The 19034-nt window shown below is 59.3% G+C and carries 15 protein-coding genes; 12 read left to right on the top strand and 3 right to left on the bottom strand.

All coding sequences use genetic code 11. The annotated features are described in order from the left end of the window. Window positions 1-894 precede the first annotated feature (894 nt). From AC4LFW_RS13990 to AC4LFW_RS13965, 6 genes are all read left to right on the top strand, one after another. The gene (locus tag AC4LFW_RS13990) at window positions 895-1299 is read left to right on the top strand and encodes a DUF6957 family protein (protein ID WP_003291463.1); all 405 of its coding nucleotides are present in this window, start codon (window positions 895-897) and stop codon (window positions 1297-1299) included. Then, a complete protein-coding gene (locus AC4LFW_RS13985) occupies window positions 1299-1613 on the top strand; it encodes a hypothetical protein (protein ID WP_003291462.1) in 315 nt (104 codons plus the stop codon). Before AC4LFW_RS13990 ends, AC4LFW_RS13985 begins: the two co-directional genes overlap by 1 nt. A gap of 516 nt (window positions 1614-2129) precedes the next feature. Then, window positions 2130-2783, top strand: coding sequence for a 3'-5' exonuclease (locus tag AC4LFW_RS13980; protein WP_003291461.1), 654 nt, complete (start codon window positions 2130-2132; stop codon window positions 2781-2783). Between the two features lie 208 nt (window positions 2784-2991). Next, window positions 2992-5475, top strand: coding sequence for a tellurite resistance TerB family protein (locus tag AC4LFW_RS13975; protein WP_197446075.1), 2484 nt, complete (start codon window positions 2992-2994; stop codon window positions 5473-5475). Then, window positions 5472-6767 (top strand): ATP-binding protein, encoded by a 1296-nt coding sequence (locus AC4LFW_RS13970; protein ID WP_491819700.1) that lies wholly within the window; start codon window positions 5472-5474, stop codon window positions 6765-6767. The genes AC4LFW_RS13975 and AC4LFW_RS13970 overlap by 4 nt, the downstream gene beginning before the upstream one ends. Beyond that, window positions 6742-8961 carry a DEAD/DEAH box helicase gene (locus tag AC4LFW_RS13965; protein ID WP_393552737.1) on the top strand — a complete coding sequence of 740 codons (2220 nt, stop codon included), beginning with the start codon at window positions 6742-6744 and terminating at the stop codon, window positions 8959-8961. The genes AC4LFW_RS13970 and AC4LFW_RS13965 overlap by 26 nt, the downstream gene beginning before the upstream one ends. A gap of 320 nt (window positions 8962-9281) precedes the next feature. Here the strand turns inward: AC4LFW_RS13965 and AC4LFW_RS13960 are convergent, their stop codons facing one another. Next, window positions 9282-10184, bottom strand: a complete 903-nt coding sequence (locus tag AC4LFW_RS13960) for a proline iminopeptidase-family hydrolase (RefSeq protein ID WP_058147394.1) — start codon at window positions 10182-10184, stop codon at window positions 9282-9284. Window positions 10185-10295: 111 nt separating this feature from the next. After that, window positions 10296-11057: a DeoR/GlpR family DNA-binding transcription regulator gene (locus AC4LFW_RS13955; RefSeq protein WP_042909940.1), complete on the bottom strand. Its 762-nt coding sequence runs from the start codon at window positions 11055-11057 to the stop codon at window positions 10296-10298. A gap of 221 nt (window positions 11058-11278) precedes the next feature. Between AC4LFW_RS13955 and AC4LFW_RS13950 the strand changes: the two genes are divergently transcribed. Both AC4LFW_RS13950 and AC4LFW_RS13945 read left to right on the top strand, forming a co-directional pair. Then, window positions 11279-12277, top strand: coding sequence for a phosphotransferase enzyme family protein (locus AC4LFW_RS13950; RefSeq protein ID WP_042910624.1), 999 nt, complete (start codon window positions 11279-11281; stop codon window positions 12275-12277). Beyond that, window positions 12274-13608 carry an aspartate aminotransferase family protein gene (locus AC4LFW_RS13945; RefSeq protein ID WP_042909941.1) on the top strand — a complete coding sequence of 445 codons (1335 nt, stop codon included), beginning with the start codon at window positions 12274-12276 and terminating at the stop codon, window positions 13606-13608. The genes AC4LFW_RS13950 and AC4LFW_RS13945 overlap by 4 nt, the downstream gene beginning before the upstream one ends. 123 nt (window positions 13609-13731) lie before the next feature. On the opposite strand, the gene fabG is transcribed toward AC4LFW_RS13945, so the two are convergent. Further along, window positions 13732-14496: a 3-oxoacyl-ACP reductase FabG gene (gene fabG, locus AC4LFW_RS13940; RefSeq protein ID WP_393552733.1), complete on the bottom strand. Its 765-nt coding sequence runs from the start codon at window positions 14494-14496 to the stop codon at window positions 13732-13734. Between the two features lie 248 nt (window positions 14497-14744). Here fabG and AC4LFW_RS13935 point away from each other — a divergent pair, with 248 nt between their 5' ends. The 4 genes from AC4LFW_RS13935 to AC4LFW_RS13920 are packed head-to-tail and all read left to right on the top strand — an operon-like array spanning window position 14745 to window position 18690. Further along, window positions 14745-15896 (top strand): ABC transporter substrate-binding protein, encoded by a 1152-nt coding sequence (locus tag AC4LFW_RS13935; protein ID WP_393552730.1) that lies wholly within the window; start codon window positions 14745-14747, stop codon window positions 15894-15896. Window positions 15897-15921: 25 nt separating this feature from the next. Next, window positions 15922-17022, top strand: coding sequence for an ABC transporter ATP-binding protein (locus AC4LFW_RS13930; RefSeq protein ID WP_200984355.1), 1101 nt, complete (start codon window positions 15922-15924; stop codon window positions 17020-17022). Window positions 17023-17024: 2 nt separating this feature from the next. Beyond that, window positions 17025-17891 (top strand): ABC transporter permease, encoded by an 867-nt coding sequence (locus AC4LFW_RS13925; RefSeq protein WP_042909948.1) that lies wholly within the window; start codon window positions 17025-17027, stop codon window positions 17889-17891. Window position 17892: 1 nt separating this feature from the next. Beyond that, window positions 17893-18690: an ABC transporter permease gene (locus AC4LFW_RS13920; RefSeq protein WP_042909949.1), complete on the top strand. Its 798-nt coding sequence runs from the start codon at window positions 17893-17895 to the stop codon at window positions 18688-18690. Window positions 18691-19034: the final 344 nt, after the last annotated feature.

Here is a 19034-nt window from a genome sequence, read left to right as displayed (position 1 = left end):
ACTTAGTCTATCCCCTCGTTGGAGGGGCAGCTGTCATGGTCAATTGCAGGCTGTAAATAATTGCGGTTTTTCCGTGACGCTGCGGTTATATGGAATTATGGCTCAGCCATAATTATTGCTGAGCCATAATTTCCATCATTTTGTGGCCCCGCCGTACAGCTCGACGCGTGACGCGCTTCGTGCGTGCACTAGATAGGCAGCTAGATGTTAGTGAGCAGATCTCAGCGTACGCAGACTTTCTCGAACCTGCCCCTCGCTACAAATTACTCAGGTCATCCGCTTTCGTTTGCAATTTAAGCAGTCGCGAGGAGTCGCGGTACCCTTCCGCGTCACAGACGCGCCTCGCTTGTGGTGATTACCAACGGTGCGAAATTTCAAAATTCGAAAAGACGACTCCGAGCCGGTTGGATCAGCCTCGCATCGTCCGTGGAGATATGTCTTGATCTCAAATAGTCATTGGCCGCGCCTAGGGTAAGTCCGATAAGGATTATCTTTCTTGCTCTTCTGGTGCGTGAGTTCTGGCAATCCTTGTCAATATATACGTATTACAAATACCGATGGTCAGTGGTTGGCTTTTTCTTTTCTAAAAGTGCTTGACGAGCAGTGGTTGGAGCTGGATTATTTTATTGCATTGGTTTCAGGTTGCTGTTTTTTGTCCAATACTGAGCGTAGTGGGGCGATGCCATAGGCTTGCATCGATGAATAAGGTACTTAGTTTAATAATGGAGGTTGATGGGGTTGCGCTGCTCGCCTTTTAGACTCAGGCCATATATTAATAGTCAGAACTGACGCTCATTGGGAAACAAGCTTTTCATACTTGGTAGGTTTGTCAAGGTAGGGACGTTTTGCCCAGATTCTGCCTCTAGACATCTATGGCTCAGATAGAGAGATGGTATGGACGATTTAAAGAAAGTATCTCATTTGTTATACGCCCCGGGTGAGGTAATGCCTGGTATCGAGATGTCGTTAGCAGAGGCGTGCGCGCGTGGTTCAGCGGCTGCGTTGCTTGACGAGGTGCCTTTCTGTGTTGTGCGTGACTGGATCTGGATCGATCTCATCGTGCCTGACGCGATACGAGAAACGTTACAGGCGGCCGGGCAACAGCCCGCGATGGTGTATGCCGGCCGCGTGTTGTACGACAGTGCCAACCGTTTCCAAGAGGGTGACTGGGTGCGTACAACACAACTGATTGAGTTTGCCGATGGGTGCATTTTCAGAACGCGCAATACGCGATATGTGCTTGCTGGCCCAGGGGCTCGCAAAAGCGCCGAGTTCACTACTGTGTTGAAGATTTTTTGATGCGTCGTCAGATATTGGCGGGCATGGACGTACCAGACAACCGACACCCCGATGTGCCTTGCGACGTCTGTGGTACCTCCATGCGAGTGCCTGGGTACGGCGAACAGTTCGGTGTGCTGCAAGCGCACTGGGGATACGGCGCGCGACATGACGGTGAGCGTTATCGCGTACGGATGTGTGAAACCTGCTTCTTCATGACCTTGGCGTACCTGCGACAGGAGCGACGCATACATCATTTGTTTGGCGACGCCCCGCAGCATGAAGACTACAAGTTTGGGCGTATTGCTCGAGACGATTATTGGTTGGACAGCTAGCCGTTAGTGGGGGGGCAACGAGTTTTGATCCGAATTTGGGTGCTGACGTGATGAGTTCAACTAAACTAAGTATCGACCAAACACGTGATGTATCTGACGCGTTGTCGCGAGCAATGGATATGTGTTTTGGTAGGGAAGTTACGGCGTATCTCACGGACGCTTATTTAATCGCAGGCTGTTGTATCGGCGTGGTTCATCGTCACGTGCGGGCGGATGTGTATGGAAGGTTCCAGGACGGTCACCGGGTTCGGACCTCAGATGTACTGAAAGCTCATGAGCAAGGCGGTTTTTGGGCGCTGTTTACCGCCACGGGCAGCTTGTACGTTATTGTGACTTTCAAAGAAGACGGGCGCCTGTCACTGGATTGGCTGTTGGCACAGAGGGCAAAAGGCATACACGCAACCCCGGTAACGATTCAGTGATCCGTTTCTCGTGTCACTACTATAAAACTGAGCCCACGGTCCGTGCTGATGCTCGTAAGTTTATATCCTCTGAGGAAAAGAAGGGCGGGGTGTCATGCAGGTAAAGCGTTGGGGGCAGCTTGATGCGCTTCGTCAACAACTTGGAGAAAGTCGCTGGTTACTTTGCGTGGATCTGGAAGCGACTTGCGATGAATACCCTGCCGGCCTAAACGAGGCGGCCCGGAACGCTCACGTATTGAAGGTCCAGCGCGACGAGATGGAGACGATCGAAATTGGCATCGCGCTGTTGGATGTTCAGTTGGAGTACAGGATTGTCGATCATTTCGGACAGTTTGTCCGACCGCTACTTCGCCCCACGCTAACTGAGTTTTGCACGGGGCTGACCGGCATATCTCAATCTGACGTCGATACTGCAAAGCGTTTCGCGGAGGTACAAGATCAGCTTGGTGACTGGCTGAGGCCGCGAAATACAGAAGGCTGGCGCTGGTGCTCTTGGGGCGATTACGACCGAAACCAGCTGAAGGAGGACGCTTTCAGAGCAGGGGTAGATGTATTGCTGGATCCGGCGCGTCATATCAATCTAAAGAAGTGCTTTTGGAAGATTTTCGCTTGCCGTGCGCTAGGGCTGAAGTGTGCAGTGGAAAACATAGGCCTTTCCTGGGAGGGTGAGCATCACAGGGCCATCGACGATGCGCGTAATCTGGCACGGTTAGCGCAGTTACTGCTCAGCGCGAGGCAACCGACGTAGTAGGGCGGACGGCGCTGTGCCTGCTCATCAATTCTACCCCGTGGCCGCCCGGCTCGCATCGAGCCGCCATCTCACCAGTGCATACGGAACACATTTGGATAACATCATAAAGAGATTCAACATGTAGCTTGGCGTGAGGTATTGGCTGATGCACCCGAATTGCCGATACTGCTAAATGGCCAGCATGCTTGTATAGGGAGTCGAAGCGATGGCAGGGAAGCGTAAGCGCAGCAGCAAGTCTGGCGTATCTGGAGCGATGGTTCTGTGTGCCCTAGTGATTGGGGGGCTAGCTTCCGTTCCCAAGGGTGTTTGGGTTTTCTTGGGCGGAGCACTCATTGTCGGCATAGGCGGGTGGCTAGTAATAAAGGCCTTCAGCAAACCGTCAGTCATGTCTTCGGCAACAACTATGCGGCCACCTCAAGGGGGAACTCGTTCAAGTTCCTCGGACCTCGGCATAAGCACCGGCCTGACGTTTTCATTGGATGAGGTCTCGCCACTAAATGAGCCCTCTGCTCCTGCGCAAGTCTCGGCGTCGCCCCGGCAGGTTTCGGCAAAGCGAGACGACTCTGGCTTTTTTACCGTAACTTTGGAGGCCACTGAGCGGTCTTCCCACCGAATTCCGAGCGCGCCGGCGAACCTGAATAGTGCCAACGTGCGGTGGCTTTCTGCTGGCGAAAGCATCGAAGTGGCGGGCGAAAATATCCCAATTGGTCTGATCTACGTCGGCGAAGATAAAAACAGGCGCAATGGACCTTCGGAACCGTCACTGATCAACCCGAAACTGAAGGTCGCACGGGGCATCGTCGATATATCTGAGCGTCTCACCTCTTACTGGCCCAGTTACGACAGCATCTCTCCTGAGGCCCGCCGCGCATATTTGCAATGGCTATCCAGTGGTCGTAAGGCTCCGCATGCCAACATCGGCTACGTGTTCCTATTCTTCTACGGTCTTGAGCGTAGGGTTTTTGTCGACGCCAAGACGGATCAGGCTGCGGCGGGCGACATACCTATCATAATTGCCGAGGTAGAGCGGCTGCTCTCGATCTATGGCAAGAATAACTCCTTCAATAACTACGCCAGTCGCTTCGTAGACTTCCTCCGCCAAGGCCAAATACTCGCCAGGCGCTATCAAAAGGCGCCGCCGGCACCATTACCTTACGGCTACGAAATGCCTGTAGAGCTGCGTATTGGCCTGGGTCAGTTGGCGGCTGACAAGCAACCAATGCCGGCTGACTGGGCGTTGGCCTGGGTGCTGTCTGATCACAACGTCGGGAAGCGAACACCCGTAACCCGTTGTAAAGAAGCGTTCGCCCAGTTGTTCTGCATGCGCTACGAGGAACGTTATGGCGCCGGTATGGTGCTCCCTCAGAACAAGACCCGTCTGAGACTCCAATACAACACCGCTTCTGCGGGTCTACCACCCCAAGAACTGGATGGCCTATCCGGTATTCCTGACGTCACGGCGACTAGCGCAGCTCGGAAGAAGCTGCAGCAGTTGGTTGACGAATGCACGGTGCAGTTGGAGCCCTACAGTCGTTATCTCGGCCGCAACCCCGACACTCCTGATGCACTAGAAGGGCTGTTACAGCTGCCTGTAAACCTGTGGCCGCCAACAGCTCGAACAGCGCTCGCCGAGCTAAAGCAACGCATCGGCGACGGCATGGTGGTCATGAGCTTCGGTGAGCTGGCAGGACGACTGCAGAGTGCAGGTAGCCTGTCGCGAGAAAAGGTTCTGACGCTCGCCCGCGCGCTGGAGTTTTTACACATCGGTATCGAGCCGGATGTGCTGACAGGCAGCCGAACACCCAAGTCTGAGGACAATGTGGCGCTCTTTGCGACCCAGGCTGACGATGGTGATCTGCGGTCTTCGCCGGCTTATAGCGCCGCCTCTGTTACGTTGGACCTTGCTTGTGCTGTGGCTGCGGCCGATGGTGACACGTCGCCGCAGGAAATTATGCTGCTATCCCAGCATATAGACTCTTGGAGTCACCTGAGCGGTGCTCATCGGAAGCGCCTGAAGGCCCACCTGCGCCTGCAGCTTAACCAGCCACCAACCCTGCAGAGCCTGAAGAAGAAACTGGAGCCCCTGGCCGAGCCGGCGAAGAGGGTTGTGGCGGCTTTTCTCGCTCACTTGGCGCAGGTCGACGGCGAGGTTAGTCCCGCAGAGGTGAAGTTGCTGGAGCGCGTCTACAAGACCCTGCAGCTGGATCCGCAATCGCTGTACAGCGACCTTCATGTGGCCTCCAGTGGCAGCTCCGTTGGCTCATCGCAGACAACGCCTTCCATACCCGGAGCAAGTCCGTCCAAGCCCGTTGGCGGATTTGCTCTGGACCAGGAGCGCATCGCTCAGCTGCAGCGTGAAACGGAACAGGTATCTGCGCTGCTGGCTCAGGTTTTCGTTGACGACAAGCCTGCTGAGCCAGATGACGTAGTTGTGGAAGAGACTGTTGAGGATACTTCCTCCATTTGTGGCTTAGACGCCGATCACTCAGCCTTCCTGCGTGTACTCGTATCCCGTACCGAGTGGTCTCATGACGAGTTGGAGGCCGTTGCAAGCGATATGGAGCTCATGCTCGACGGAGCATTGGAGCAGATCAACGACATGGCATTTGAGCATTTCGATATGCCAGTCACCGAGGGGGAAGACCCCTTCGAAGTCAACCCTGACATTATGGACAAATTACCGCTATGAGCAGCATCAGAGCCAAGGACCGCGATGCGGTCATCCAGTCCCTGCGCGCCGGCGTCGTTCCCCGTGCAGGCCAGCACCTGATTCAAGTGGGGCGTGTCGGGGAGCTGGAAGCACTCATCCGTGATGTGGAGCGCCTCGCGGAAAGCGGTTCCGCGTTCCGCGTAGTGATCGGTGAGTATGGTGCAGGCAAGACATTCTTCCTCAACCTGGTTCGTTCTATCGCGATGGAGCGCAAGCTCGTCACCATGCATGCCGATCTGAACCCGGATCGTCGTCTCCATGCTACTGGTGGCCAGGCTCGCTCGCTGTATGCCGAATTGGCCAAGAATATGTCCAACCGAACTAAGCCTGATGGCGGCGCTCTGCAAGGAATAGTCGAGAAATTCGTGGCACAGGCCAAGACGGAAGCCAAAGCGTCCGGCAAAGACAGTGAGGCTGTGATTCGCGAGCATCTAGACCAACTGACAGAGATGGTCAACGGCTATGACTTTGCTGATGTAATCGCGGCCTATTGCAAAGGCTTCGAAGAGGGTAACGAGCAGCTCAAGGCCGATGCTATCCGCTGGTTGCGTGGCGAGTTCACTACCAAGACAGATGCCCGCACCGCACTGGGGGTGCGAACCATCGTCGACGATGCGTCGGTCTACGATCAGCTCAAGCTGCTTGCTCGATTTGTTCGGTTGGCCGGCTTTAGCGGGTTGATGGTATGTCTCGATGAGCTGGTGAACCTGTACAAACTTTCCAACACCCAAGCTCGTAACGCTAACTACGAGCAGATTCTTCGTATCCTCAATGACTCCCTGCAGGGCTCTGCTGAGGGGCTTGGTTTTGTGTTGGGCGGTACACCCGAATTTCTCATGGATACTCGCCGCGGCCTCTACAGCTATCCGGCGCTGCAGTCGCGTCTGGCTGAAAATAACTTCGCCAAGTCCGGGCTGGTAGATCTGTCCGGCCCTGTCATACGCCTCACTAGTCTGAGACCTGAGGATTTCTACGTGCTGCTGCAGAAACTGCGTCATGTATACGCGGCAGGCGTGAACGAGCGCTATTTGCTACCCGACGAAGCATTGCCGCTGTTTATGGCCCACTGCAACCAGCGGATGGGTGAGGCCTACTTCCGTACCCCGCGGACGACCATTACCGCATTCATCAGCCTGCTAGCGGTGTTGGAGCAGAATCCTGACGCTGATTGGCGGACCCTGTTGGGTGCCGTGGAGATTGCACCGGATCGAGGCGGTGAGGCCGATATCCAAGTGGATGCGGACGATGAGCTTGCCACCTTCCAGCTCTGAATCGGTTGGCTTCGAACTCCTTGAACCGCGAATCCAGCGCTGGATATGGACCGAGGGCTGGACCTCCCTACGCGATGCCCAGGAGCGTGCTATCCCTGCGCTCTTGGGGGCCGACCAGGATGTCATCATCGCGGCGGCTACAGCTGCAGGCAAAACCGAAGCCGCGTTTCTGCCCATCCTTACCAATCTCCTGCAGGACACGGAAAAGCCTGGGGCGGTGCTTTACATCAGCCCGCTGAAGGCTCTCATCAATGACCAGTGGGATCGTTTGGCGAGGCTTTGCGATGAGCTTGAGCTTCCTGTCATTGCTTGGCATGGGGATATCTCAGCGAGCCGCAAACATCGCTTCCTCAAGTCCCCGGAAGGCATTCTGTTGATCACGCCGGAGTCGCTCGAAGCTCTGTTCGTGAACAAGGGAACCAGCCTAGCGGGATTGTTTGCCAACCTGCGGTACCTGGTGGTGGATGAGCTCCATGCCTTTATCGGCAGTGAGCGAGGCAAGCAGCTGCAGTCACTCATGCATCGTGTTGAAACAATCATTGATCGCCCCCTGCCCAGGGTTGGTCTTTCCGCCACGTTGGGCGACATGACGCTGGCTGCTGCCTTCTTGCGTCCCAATGCCCCTCATCATGTGTCGGTGATCGAATCCAAGGGTAGTGGCCAGATACTTAAGGTTCAGATCAGAGGGTATGTGGAGTCCAAGAAGGCGCTCCCGGTGCAGCCTGAAGGTGACGATGTTTTTTCTCCGGACCATGCCATCGCAGAGCATCTCTTTCAGGTGCTACGCGGCAGCAATAACCTGATCTTCCCCAACAGTCGAACTCAGGTTGAGTGGTTCGCTGACAATCTGCGGCGCCGTTGCGAGCAGGATGGTGTACCGAACGAGTTCTGGCCGCATCACGGCAGTTTGGCGAAGGACATTCGAGAGGAAACCGAGAAAGCGCTGAAAGCCGGTGACCGGCCTGCCACCGCAGTCTGTACTACCACGCTGGAGCTTGGGGTCGATATCGGCAGCATCAAGACGGTAGTGCAGATCGGGGCTCCGCCATCGGTAGCTAGCTTGCGTCAACGCTTGGGGCGATCCGGACGCCGTCCGGGAGAGGCAGCCATTCTCCGAAGTTACTGTAAGGAGCGTCAGCTAGACGATGGCTCGCCCCTGTCGGATCGACTTCGCCAGGGTTTGCTGCAAAGCATCGCGATGATCCGGTTGTTGATGCAGGGCTGGTTCGAGCCTCCTCGTGTTCATGGTCTTCATTTATCGACGCTGGTACAGCAGTGCCTCTCGGTGATAGCCCAGCGGGGTGGAGCTACAGCTGCAGAGCTGTGGAGCACCTTGATACGCAGTGGTCCGTTCACTGGGGTGGAGCAGGGCAGCTTCCTCAGTTTGCTTCGTGCCCTCGGTGAGCGCGATTTGATAACCCAGGAAACATCGGGGCTCCTGCTGCCCGGCGTAGTGGGGGAACGCCTGATCAACCACTACGACTTCTACAGTGCATTTGTCAGTAATGAAGAGTTCCGCCTGGTATGCGATGGGAAACCACTTGGCGCATTGCCCGTCTCCAGGCCATTGACCGTCGATCAGCGAATCATCTTTGCTGGGCGCCGCTGGCGGGTGACGAGCGTGGACACTGAGGCCAAGGTCGTTGTCGTGAGATCCGATCCCGGTGGTGCTCCCCCGTCCTTTGACGGGCTTGGAGCCCGTGTACATGATCGGGTTCGGCAAGAGATGAGGAGCGTCTTGTTGGAGGCGGACGTCTACCCCTATCTTGATACTACGGCACAAGAGCTACTAGCTCAGGCACGTAGCGCTTTTTCGGACCTTGGACTGGCACATTCGAGCATGACCGAAAGCGGAGGTAAGACTTACCTTTTCAGCTGGCGAGGCGATTGGACAAACGATGCCCTAGCCATCTTGTTGACGCACACCGGACTAGCCAGTGAGAACAGCGGGTTGGTCATCGAGGTTGAGGGAGATCGGACGTCGCTTGAAAGCAAGCTGCGTGAGATCGCCGAGTGGGACGGTATTGATGAATCCGCTGTTCTGGCGGACGTACAGAACATGGCTCAAGAAAAATGGGATTGGGTGCTTCCGCCAGCATTACTCATGCAGTCTTACGCCACGATGCATTTGGACTTGGGTGGAGCAAAGGCCTTGGCATTGGCTCTAGTGAGCCAGCCTGCGGAGACGGCCTGAATCTAGCTTATTTGTGTGGTGCCTGCTTTGTTGAAAGCCGACTTTGGTTCATCTGCTGTAGATGAACCGTAATCCGATTGTTCGGGTACTTTAGTTGCGGGTAGTAGAGCGTCCTGCTGCTTGTAAAGTGATTCTGAACCGCCCCGGTTTCGTATACGCGTTCTAGGCACAATATCGGGCCTCAGTTCACCTCCGCTTCTGGCCGAAAGCGGCCGTAGTCACGACAGCCAGTAACTGACGAATTCCTTGGCGCGGCGGGGCGGGGCCTTGTTGAACTGGCGGCTCAGCGGCGCCTTCAGTCTTCGCCTTAAGGCTAGTGCTCAACAAAAGTGACGCCTCAGAAATGAGAGCAAGGCTGGAAAATAAGCCACCGGCTCTTCATAAAATGGCATATGACTGCTATTGAGGAATACATGCACTTCCGCATGGGGCGCGGCCAGTTTCATGCGCAGGGCGCAGGCGGGGGTGAGTTCGTCGTGCTGGCCGGTGGTGATGAGGATGGGCATGCGGAACTCCCCCATTTCCTTCAGTCGGTTCCAGTCGCGCAGGTTGCCGATGTAAAGGAACTCGTTCGGTCCCTGCATGGTTTGGTAAGGTCCCATGTTCCAGTCGTCCAGCGAACGTTTCACCGGGGCCGGCCATTCCTCGAGGCGGCACACGTGACGGTAGTTCAGCAGGGTGACCGCGGCCTGGTACTCGGGGTGATCGGTGGTCCCCTTCGCTTCGTGGCGCTGCATCATCGCCACGGTTTCGCTGCCCAGTGCCGCGCGCAGCCGGCCGAGCTCCTGGGACAGGTGCGGAATGTCCGCCACGGTGTTTTCCAGAATCAGCGTCTTCACCGCCTGCGGGTAATGGATGCTGTATTCGATGGAGAGCCAGCCACCCCAGGAATGCCCGAGCAGGTGCACCCGGCCGAGGCCGAGGGCCTTGCGTACGGTTTCCACTTCCTCTACGTAGCGGGCAATGGTCCACAGCGCCGGGTCTTCCGGGCGGTCCGCCTTGCCGGTACCGAGCTGATCGAAGGCGACGATGCGCAGGCCCTCTTCCTTCAGCCAGGCGTGGGCGTCGCGCAGGTAGTCGCAGGGCAGGCCTGGCCCGCCGTTGAGGCACAGCAGGACCTCGTCGCCACTGCCGTAGCTGTAGGCCGCCACCTCGTGGCCATCCACCTGAACCCGCTGTACGAAGTCAGGTTGCAGTTCTGGTATCTCGAATTTCTCCAGCATGGTCGTCTCCGTACGGAGGCCGCGACTCATCGAGCACTTCCCCGGACGGGGGCTCGAGCGGCCTGCGAAGGGAGCAAAGCAAGTTCCGCACCCGCTTCCATGCCCCAGCGGCTAATGGCGTCGAACGATGACCTTGTGCTGGCTCAGGGCGCTGGCGAGCTTGCCGGTCGGCTGCTCGTCGGTGACCAGGTAATCCACCTGCTGCCAGCTGGCATAACGAGCCGGGAAGGTCGCGTCGAACTTCGAATGATCGGCCACCACCAGCGTGCTACCCGAGCGCTGCAGCATGGTGCTGTAGACCACCCCGCAGTCGATCAGCGCGTCGGTCGGACCTTCGGCGGACAGGCCGCTGGCGCCGAGCACGGCGAAATCGGCAGTCAGGCCGTTGAGAAAGGCCACCGTGTGGGCGCCGACCATGGCGCCTTCGGTTGCGTGATAGTCCCCTGGCACAACGATGACCCGAATGGTCGGGTTGATCGACAGTACCGTGGCAACCCCGAAGGAATGGGTGATCACGGTAATGTCCTTCATCGCCGTCGCGATGCGGCGAGCCACATGCAAGGTGGTTGAGCCGGAGCCGATCATCAGAATGCGCGCGTCCTTCATCAGCTCCACCGCCACCCGGGCGATCTGTTCGCGCTCGGGGCCGAACAGTCGGTGACGTTCAGTGACCGAGGGCTCACTGGTGATGGCTCGCACCGCGCCGCCATAGGTACGGTTCAGGTGGCCGCAACGGGTTAGCTCGTCGAGGTCTCGGCGTATGGTTTCACTGGATACGCCATGCAGCCTAGCCAGGTCGGCGATACGCAGGCTGGGGGTGTTGTTGAGCTCGGCGAGAATCTCAGCCTGGCGGGCGGTCTTGGCTCTGGACATTACGCGCGTGGTTCCTTGTCGACATCGGCCGGGATGTGGTGAATGCCACAAAATGGTGAAGCGGACATGGTAATGCAGTCTTTTGGCGCAGACCACGCTAACTCCTAAAGGGCTGGAGTAATTGAAGGTAGTGCGACATTTTAATGTGGTGACCGCTAAATTAAATTTGTGGTTATCTATTCAAAATGTTGTACTTCTCGCATCACTCCAAGGGGGCGACAATGCTTTATCAATCGGATTTTCTCGAAAGACTGGAGGCCGGGCTGCGCGTCCTGCTTCCTGAGTGGGAGATGGCACCGGACGCTGCGCTGAAGCTTCTGACCATTTCCGAGAATGCCACCTACCTTGCCGAGGATGTGGCCGGTCGGCGACTGGTACTGCGGGTGCAGCGCCCGGAGTACCACAGTCTCCCCGAAATCGAATCGGAATTGGCCTGGATCCGGGCGCTGCGGGAGTCGGGGCTGGTCAGCACATCGGCGCCGGTAGCCACGGTTGATGGACGGGCCCTGAGCTGTTTCGTCGATGGCCAGACCCTTCGGCATGTCACGGCCTTCGAGTGGGTGCCGGGCAGTGAGCCGGAGCCAGGATCGCGGCTGATCAGCTGGTACCGGGTCCTCGGCCAGACCAATGCGCGCCTGCACCAGCACAGCCTGAGCTGGCCTCAGCCCCAAGGCTTTACGCGCAAGGTCTGGAACTTCGACACCATCATTGGCGAGCAGGCGTACTGGGGCGATTGGCGCAATGCGTTGGGACTGACAGCGGAAGGGCGGGAGGTACTCGAGCGCACCCAGGCGCTGTTGCGCGAGCAGACTGAAGCTTATGGCATGGCGCCGGAGCGGTTTGGGCTGGTGCACTGCGACATGCGCCTGGCCAACCTGCTGGTGGATGGTGAGCGGCTCACGGTGATCGATTTCGACGACTGTGGCTTTAGCTGGTTTGTCTACGACTTTGCCGCCTGCCTCAGTTTTCTCGAGGAAGACCCGCGGGTAGGCGAGTTTCTCGCTGCCTGGCTCGAAGGCTATCGCAGCGTGACGCCTCTCTCCGAGGAGGACGAGCGAGCCATTCCGATGTTTCTCATGTTGCGCCGCATGCAGCTGACCGCCTGGGTCGCCAGCCATTCGGAAACGCCTACCGCGCAGTCCATGGGCGAGGACTACACCCGGGGCACGGTGGCCCTGGCTCAACGCTATCTTGACACCCACAGCGGGGACATCCCATGACCGAACCCAAACAGATCCTTGCCCTGAACCGCTTCGACGCTGGACGCGCCACCGCGCTGGGCGGCCGGCTGGGTACGCTGCTTGAGAAGCGCCGGCGTTGTTTTGGCGCCTCCTCGGTGCTGTTCTACGAGCAGCCTTTGGAGATCGCCCGGGCCGAGGGGGTGTTCATGTACGACACCGCCGGCAGGCCCTATCTGGATGTTTACAACAATGTCCCGGTGCTCGGGCATTGCCATCCGGCGGTGGTGGAGGCCATCAGCGAGCAGGCTGCCCGGCTGAATACCAACACGCGCTATCTCTACGAGAGCCTGACGGACTACGCCGAAACCCTGCTCGGCACCTTTCCCCCGGCGCTATCGAACCTGCTGCTGACCTGCACCGGCAGCGAGGCCAACGACATCGCCATGCGCATTGCCCGCTCTGCGACAGGCGGCAGTGGTTTCGTGGTGACCGAGACGGCCTACCACGGCAACACAAGCGCGGTGATGGAAATTTCCCCCTCGTCTTACCGCAAGGGGCGCGAGCTGCCCCCGCATATCCGCACAATTCCGGCACCAGACAGCTTCCGCCTGGCGCCGGGGGAGGAAGTTGGCGAGGTATTCGCTTCGCATCTGGAGCAGGCCATTGCCGACCTCCAGCGCAATGACATCCGCTTCGCCGGGTTGGTGGTCGACACCATCTTCTCCAGCGATGGCGTGTTTGCCGATCCACCGGGCTTTCTGGCCAAGGCGGTGGAGGCGGTGCATCGCGCCGGCGGGCTGTTTATCGCCGACGAGGTGCAGCCGGGCTTCGGCCGGACCGGCCAGGGGCACTGGTGCTTCCAGCGCCACGGCGTCGATCCGGATGTGGTGACCCTCGGCAAGCCTATGGGTAACGGCTTTCCCATGGGCGGCGTGGTGACCCGGCCGGAGCTGCTCGATGGCTTCTGCGCCGAGACCGGCTACTTCAACACCTTCGCCGGCAACCCGGTGGCGGCGGCGGCCGGCCAGGCGGTGCTGGACACCCTGGAACGGGAGGGGCTGATCGCCAATGCCGATAGGGTCGGTCGCTACCTGCGCGACGGCCTGAAGCGGATGGGGCAGAGCGATGCGCGGATTGGCGACGTGCGTGGAGCCGGGCTGTTCATCGGGCTGGAGTTCGTCAGCAAAAACGCCACGCCGGATGCCGCCCTGGCGGGGTTCGTCATCAATGCGATGAAGGAGCGGGGCGTGCTGATCGGTGCCGCCGGCGCCTATGGCAACGTACTGAAGATCCGCCCGGCGCTATGCTTCAGCGAGGCCAATGCCGATCAGTTCCTGACCACCCTGCAGGAGGTGCTGCGCCAGGGGTGACCCGCGCCGGCGCGCTCCTAGGGGACGGGCTTGGCCGTGAACCGGACTCCGGCTCCGACTGTGGAGTCCAGGGCATGAAAAAGGCGGACCGGGTCCGCCTTTTTCAGTTTCAGCTGCCTCGTTTCAGCCCAGCGCCTCGGAGGATTCCGGCAGGACTTGGCCGCCGTCGACGACAATGGTCTGCCCGGTGATAAAGCCGGCCTCGCGGCTGGCGAAAAAGAGCACGGCGTTGGCGATGTCCTCGACCTTGCCCAGCCGGCCGGAGGGGATCGAGGCGGCCATTTTTGCAGCGTATTCCTCGCCCATGCCTTCCAGCCCCTCGGTGGCGATGTTGCCCGGCATCACCGCGTTAACGGTGATGCTGGCGCGGGCCAGTTCGATCGCCGCGGTGCGCATGAAGCCCAGCTGGCCGGCCTTGCTGGCGCCATAGTGGGACCAGCCTGGGAAGCCGGTGATCGGTCCGGTGATCGAGGAGGTGAGGATGATCCTGCCAAAGCCCTGCTTTTCCATCACCGGTGTGACCGCGCGGGTGCAGAGAAAGGCGCTGCGCAGGTTGGTGTGGATCACATGGTCGAAATCCTCCACCGTCATCTCGGCAATGCGGGCGGAGGGGAAGATCCCTGCGTTGGCGGCCAGCACGTCCACCGATCCGTAGCGCTCGACGGCCGCATCGACCATCGCCTGGCAGTCGGCCTGCTGGCTGACGTCAGCGGCGAAGCCCGAGGCCAGCGGGCCAATTTCCTCGGCCACCTTGCGGGCGTCTTCCAGCGAGCGTGACACCACCAGCACATTCAGCCCGGCCTCGCCGAAGCGACGGGCGATGCCGCGGCCGATGCCCCGGCTGGCGCCTGTGACGATTACCGTCTTTTTTTGTAGTGATTCAAACATTTCTATCTCCTGTTACGGACGGCCTGCAACGCCTCCTGTGGTCCAGTTAGCAATATGCGGACCAGGCATTCACCTTAGTAAAGATGGGTGTTCCAGCCGGGTTTAGCCCAGCGGGAGGGCGCTAAGACCCCCATTTTGGGGCGCCTCGCGTCATGTTGGTGCTTGCCAAAAAAAATGTTGAACTCGCCTCGTATCTGGTTTTAACTCGCCCTCGTTGTCTTTCACTTCAAGACAGGCGAGGACGAATCATGAAGGGCGTATCGAGAAGGGAACTGTTGAAGCTGATGGGGATGGGCGCCGGTGCGGCAGCCCTCGGTGGCGGCTCGTTGCTGATGAGCTCCAGTGCCTTTGCTGCGCGGGAGAAGGAGCTGAACATCCTTTGCTGGGAGGGTTACAACTCGGCACAGGTGCTCGATCCGTTCCGCCGTTCGACCGGTGCCAATGTGCGCGCCGAGTCCCTGACCAACGACCCGACCATGATCAACCGGCTGCGCGCCGGTGAGACCAACGTCTGGGACCTGATCAACGTGAACAACCCCTGGGCGCGCAAGGTGATGTTGCCCGAGGGCCTGATCAAGCCGCTGCCGCGGGCCGAGTTCGAGCCCTATTTCGAGGACATGCTGCCCCAGTTCAAGCCGCCGTATCAGTGGGCGATGAGCGCCGACGGCAACGAGCTGCTGGGTATGGCACAGCGTTTCGGTCCGTTCAACTACGTGGTCAATACCGACCGGATCAGCCGCGCGACGGCCGAAGACACCGGCTGGGACCTGTTCAACGATAAGGCCCTGAGCGGCAAGTACGGCATCCAGGAGTCGGATGACTGGAACGTCTTCGATATATTCCTGGTGGCCGGGATCAACCCCTTCATCGAGCACACGCCGGCGCAGATGGCGAAGTTCCAGGAAACCGCCAATGCGGTGTTCAAGGGCGCGAAGATGATCGGCGACGCTTCCAGCCTCAATCAGGCAATGATCTCCGGCGAAATTGACCTGTACATGACCGGCGGCACCTACAGCTGCTCGCCGGCGCGGGCCGACGGCTTCCCGGAAATCCGCGGCATCACCCCGCTGCGCGGTCCGGTGGATGGCAAGGGGGGCGTGTCCTGGGTGGAGATCACCTCGCTGGTGAACAACCCCAACCTCTCGCCGCTGGCCAACGACTTCCTCAAGTACGTGCAGGACCCGGAGATCGCCCATCGCGTGGCTTTCGCCGAGGGCACCTTCAACCCGGTCAGCCAGATGGGCAATCCCGAGTGCTTCAAGCTGTTCACCAAGGACGAGCTCGCCGCCATCCAGTGGGACAGCCTGGGCGAGGAAATGAAGCGCTGCGTGGCCTACGACATCGTGCCGGAGTTCGACGAGGCTCTGGGAATGATCTCCGCGGCCAAGCGGATGCGTTGATATGGTTCAGTCAGGGCAGGCATCAATGAACAGCTCGACGATCGACAACGTCGCGAAACAGCCACTACCCGTGCTGCAACTGGTGGATGTGCAGAAGAAGTTCGGTGATTTCACGGCGGTGAAGAACATCTCGCTGGATGTACTGGAAGGTGAGTTCCTGACGATCGTCGGGCCGTCCGGTTCCGGCAAGACCACGATGCTGCGTATGCTGGCGGGCATGGAGGCCCCCAGCAGCGGCAACATCACCCTGCGCGGGGAGGCGATCAACAACCTGCCCGCCCAGCGCCGGCCAACCTGTCTGGTGTTCCAGTCCCTTGCGCTGTTTCCCCACAAGACGGTGGGGGAAAACATCGAGTTTCCATTGAAGGTGAAGAAGGTGCCGAAGGCTGAGCGCAGGGCCCGGGCGCTGGGACTGCTGCGGATGCTGCGGCTGCCGGAGAACTACTACGACAAGAACGTCACGAAGTGCTCCGGCGGCGAGCGTCAGCGGGTGGCGCTGGCCCGCGCCTTTGCCTACGACCCGGACGTACTGCTGTTCGACGAGCCGCTCTCGGCGCTGGACTACAAGCTGAAGAAGGTGCTGGAGAAGGAGCTGAAGGATCTGCACCGGGAAAGCGGTAAGACCTTCATCTACATTACCCACTCGCTGGAGGAGGCGATGGTGATGTCCGATCGCATCGCCGTGATGCGATCGGGGCAGATCATTCAGGTAGGGTCGCCGGAGGAGATCTACGCGCACCCGGCCGACGAGTTCGTCGCCGAATTCTTTGGCGAGGTCAACAAATTCCCGGTCAGCCTGGAAGCCGAGCGGGGCTGGTACAGCGCCGGCCTCGATCGTCCGCTCCGCCTCGATCTGCCGGCCGAACTGCAGGGCGCGACGGCCGCCACCGTGGTGGTGCGCCCGGAATACATGCAGTTCGCCGGTTCGGAGGACGAATTCGACAACGTAATCCGCGGCACGGTGTTTAACGAGTACTCGCTCGGCTCGCGCGTGCAATACCAGATCCGCTGCGGCGACCGCAGCGTGCTGCTGGAAAACCCGCGCACCTTTACCCGCGACCGGGCCCGTGACGAGCAGGTGCTCATCGGCTGGAACGCGGCGGACGCCATCGTTGCAGGAGCCTGACTATGGATGCTGTTTCGGGGCGCGGCCTCTCCATTGGCGCCCGCTACGCCAGTCCGCTGGTGATCTTTCTGCTGCTGGGCTTTCTCGCCCCGCTGGTGACGGTGGTGGCCTTCGCCTTCGCCGAGCCGAAAAGCTTCGAGGTGTTCCGCACCTTCACCTTGGAAAACTTCGCCGCCGTGCTGGATCCGTCCAACACGGTGTGGCGCTCGTTCGTCTGGTCGCTGGTGCTGGCCGCGCTCTGCGTGGCTGTGCTAGCGGTCATCGCCTATCCTATCGCCTACGGGCTCAACCGGGTGTTTGGCCGCTTCGCCCCGCTGATCAGCGTGCTATTCGTGTTCCCCCTGTTCGTCTCGGAGAACGTGCGGCTCTACGGCTGGGTGCAGTTCTTCATTAAGAACGGCGTGCTCGACGGCGTGCTTAAGGCGTTCGATCTGGGCCGCGCGCCCGATGTGCTCTACAGCCCGGGACTGACCCTGTTCGGCATGGTCTATGTGTATCTGCCCTTCATGCTGTTCCCCATCACCCTGGGGCTGGCCATGGTGCCGCGGGATCTGGTGGATGCGGCGAAGGATCTGGGCGCTGGCCGGCTGATGGTCTGGCGCGAGGTCGAGCTGCCGCTGGCGATGCCGGGCATCCTCATCGGCATGTTGCTGACCTTCGTGCTCGCCGTGGGCGCGGTGGCCGAGGCAAGAATTCTCGGCGGGCAGTCGGTGATCACTGTGGTTCACGACATCGAGGTGGCCTTCACCTACGCGCAGAACTGGCCGCTGGGCGCCGCGCTGGCGGTACTGCTGGTGCTGATTATCGGCAGTCTGACGCTCTTCGTGCTGACGCGCCTGGACCTTGATCGAGTGTTAGGGAAACGTTGAGATGAGAAATCAGGCACAAATCCGTTCCGACTTTCTGGTGTGCTGCTGGACGGGCTTCGTACTCGTGGCCATTTACCTGCCGATCATCTGCAGCGCGCTGGCCGGGCTGTCGACGAGTCGCTACTTCCTGTTCCCAGTACGGGAATACTCGCTGAGCTGGTGGCAGCGCACGGTCGATTCGTTTGAGGTACAGATCCTCGTGCAGAACTCGCTGAAGATCGCCCTGCTGGTGACGCTGATTTCGGTAGTGCTGGCCTTCTTCGGCGCGCTGGCCTTCGCCCGCTACGACTGGAAGGGCCGCAAGCTGTACCAGAAGCTGCTGCTACTGCCGATCTTCTTTCCGCAGACTGTGCTGGGCCTGGCCCTGCTGCTGTGGATGAACGCGCTGGGCCTCAGTCCGAGCTGGAAGACCGCGGTGATCGCCCATCTAGTGTGGATCGTGCCGGTGGTGACCTTGGTCATCGCCATCCAAGTCTACAACTATGACCCGAGCCTGGAGGAGGCCGCCAGCGATCTGGGCGCCGGCAAGCTGTTCATCTTCCGCGAAATCACCCTGCCGCTGCTGTGGCCGGGGATCTGGTCGGGGGCGTTGTTCGCCTTCCTGCTGTCCTGGGGTAACTTCCCGCTGTCGCTGTACACCTCCGGGGCCGACTCGACCGTGCCCAAGTGGTTGTACTCGAAGATGGTCGCCGGCTATACACCGATGGTGCCTGCGCTAGGCACTATGAGCACCCTGGCTGCGGCGGCGCTATTGCTGCTCGGCGGGGTAATCATCGCGACGCTTCGCCGACGCAAGTAGAGATCGCCTTAGCTTATCGGAGCAAATGGGCTGCGGAGCATTGGTGCAGTCTTGAACCTACCTCAAGCTTGCGCCGTTTTCACCGGGGCGCAGGCGCTGTTTTCTGACCGATGCGGCACGTTTATCGGCGCATCATTGGCCGCTCTCGGCTATATGAGAGCAAGCGCCAAGGAAAGGTTAATCTCCAAACTGCTGAGGATGCTGCTTTAGATCAAAAGCCGTCATTGTTGAATATCTACTTTGGTTGAGAGCTTTCCGGTCGGCAATGTCTGCTTTTTTGGCCGATATCGAACCGTGGTTTGTCCGATCTAGATGAACCCTAGTCAGCGAAGGGCTTTCGGTGC

The sequence above is a fragment of the Stutzerimonas sp. C6.4V genome (assembly GCF_058536345.1).
This window is presented reverse-complemented; position numbering and strand designations above follow the sequence as displayed.

Coding starts and splice junctions, on each gene's coding strand:
- AC4LFW_RS13990 (WP_003291463.1), top strand. CDS start 895: ATGGACGATTTAAAGAAAGTATCTCATTTGTTATACGCCCCGGGTGAG.
- AC4LFW_RS13985 (WP_003291462.1), top strand. CDS start 1,299: ATGCGTCGTCAGATATTGGCGGGCATGGACGTACCAGACAACCGACAC.
- AC4LFW_RS13980 (WP_003291461.1), top strand. CDS start 2,130: ATGCAGGTAAAGCGTTGGGGGCAGCTTGATGCGCTTCGTCAACAACTT.
- AC4LFW_RS13975 (WP_197446075.1), top strand. CDS start 2,992: ATGGCAGGGAAGCGTAAGCGCAGCAGCAAGTCTGGCGTATCTGGAGCG.
- AC4LFW_RS13970 (WP_491819700.1), top strand. CDS start 5,472: ATGAGCAGCATCAGAGCCAAGGACCGCGATGCGGTCATCCAGTCCCTG.
- AC4LFW_RS13965 (WP_393552737.1), top strand. CDS start 6,742: ATGAGCTTGCCACCTTCCAGCTCTGAATCGGTTGGCTTCGAACTCCTT.
- AC4LFW_RS13960 (WP_058147394.1), bottom strand. CDS start 10,184: ATGCTGGAGAAATTCGAGATACCAGAACTGCAACCTGACTTCGTACAG.
- AC4LFW_RS13955 (WP_042909940.1), bottom strand. CDS start 11,057: ATGTCCAGAGCCAAGACCGCCCGCCAGGCTGAGATTCTCGCCGAGCTC.
- AC4LFW_RS13950 (WP_042910624.1), top strand. CDS start 11,279: ATGCTTTATCAATCGGATTTTCTCGAAAGACTGGAGGCCGGGCTGCGC.
- AC4LFW_RS13945 (WP_042909941.1), top strand. CDS start 12,274: ATGACCGAACCCAAACAGATCCTTGCCCTGAACCGCTTCGACGCTGGA.
- fabG (WP_393552733.1), bottom strand. CDS start 14,496: ATGTTTGAATCACTACAAAAAAAGACGGTAATCGTCACAGGCGCCAGC.
- AC4LFW_RS13935 (WP_393552730.1), top strand. CDS start 14,745: ATGAAGGGCGTATCGAGAAGGGAACTGTTGAAGCTGATGGGGATGGGC.
- AC4LFW_RS13930 (WP_200984355.1), top strand. CDS start 15,922: ATGAACAGCTCGACGATCGACAACGTCGCGAAACAGCCACTACCCGTG.
- AC4LFW_RS13925 (WP_042909948.1), top strand. CDS start 17,025: ATGGATGCTGTTTCGGGGCGCGGCCTCTCCATTGGCGCCCGCTACGCC.
- AC4LFW_RS13920 (WP_042909949.1), top strand. CDS start 17,893: ATGAGAAATCAGGCACAAATCCGTTCCGACTTTCTGGTGTGCTGCTGG.